The following is a 430-nucleotide window of genomic DNA, read 5'->3' on the forward strand; positions in this document are numbered from 1 at the left end:
AGTTTCGAGGAGGGCTCAATGGTACCAGTGGGAATTATGATTATTTTGCGGAAATAGCGGGTTCAGTCTCGACATTGGATGGCAAAATCTTCCCTGCTAACGAAGTGTATGACAGCTTTGCCGTGGTCAGCACCAGCGGTTTTGACGGTATTCCGGTTAGATATGAAAACCAAATTGTTGGCGTGACTGACGAGGATGGCTATTTGCTAGAGCCTTGGGCTACCGCGTATTACACCGCCAAATATGAAATTGACCCACTCACTTTACCAGCGAATGCGGCATTTTCGACGACAGAGCAGTTCGCTTCGATACATGCAGGTTACGGTTATTTGTTAGAGTTTCCCATTGAGCTGCAAATTGCATTGAGTATGACCGTTGTGGATGAAAATCACCTAGTCCTGCCGCTTGGCACGTTTGGGCGTTCAGAGAC

At 47.4% G+C, this 430-nt stretch carries 1 protein-coding gene; it reads left to right on the forward strand.

Annotated elements, in window-relative coordinates:
* A partial coding sequence (locus UF06_RS13575) for a fimbria/pilus outer membrane usher protein (RefSeq protein WP_045570926.1) occupies nucleotides 1-430 on the forward strand: 430 nt, incomplete at both ends.

Source organism: Vibrio sp. S234-5 (assembly GCF_000960595.1).
In the GTDB taxonomy this organism is placed as follows: domain Bacteria; phylum Pseudomonadota; class Gammaproteobacteria; order Enterobacterales; family Vibrionaceae; genus Vibrio.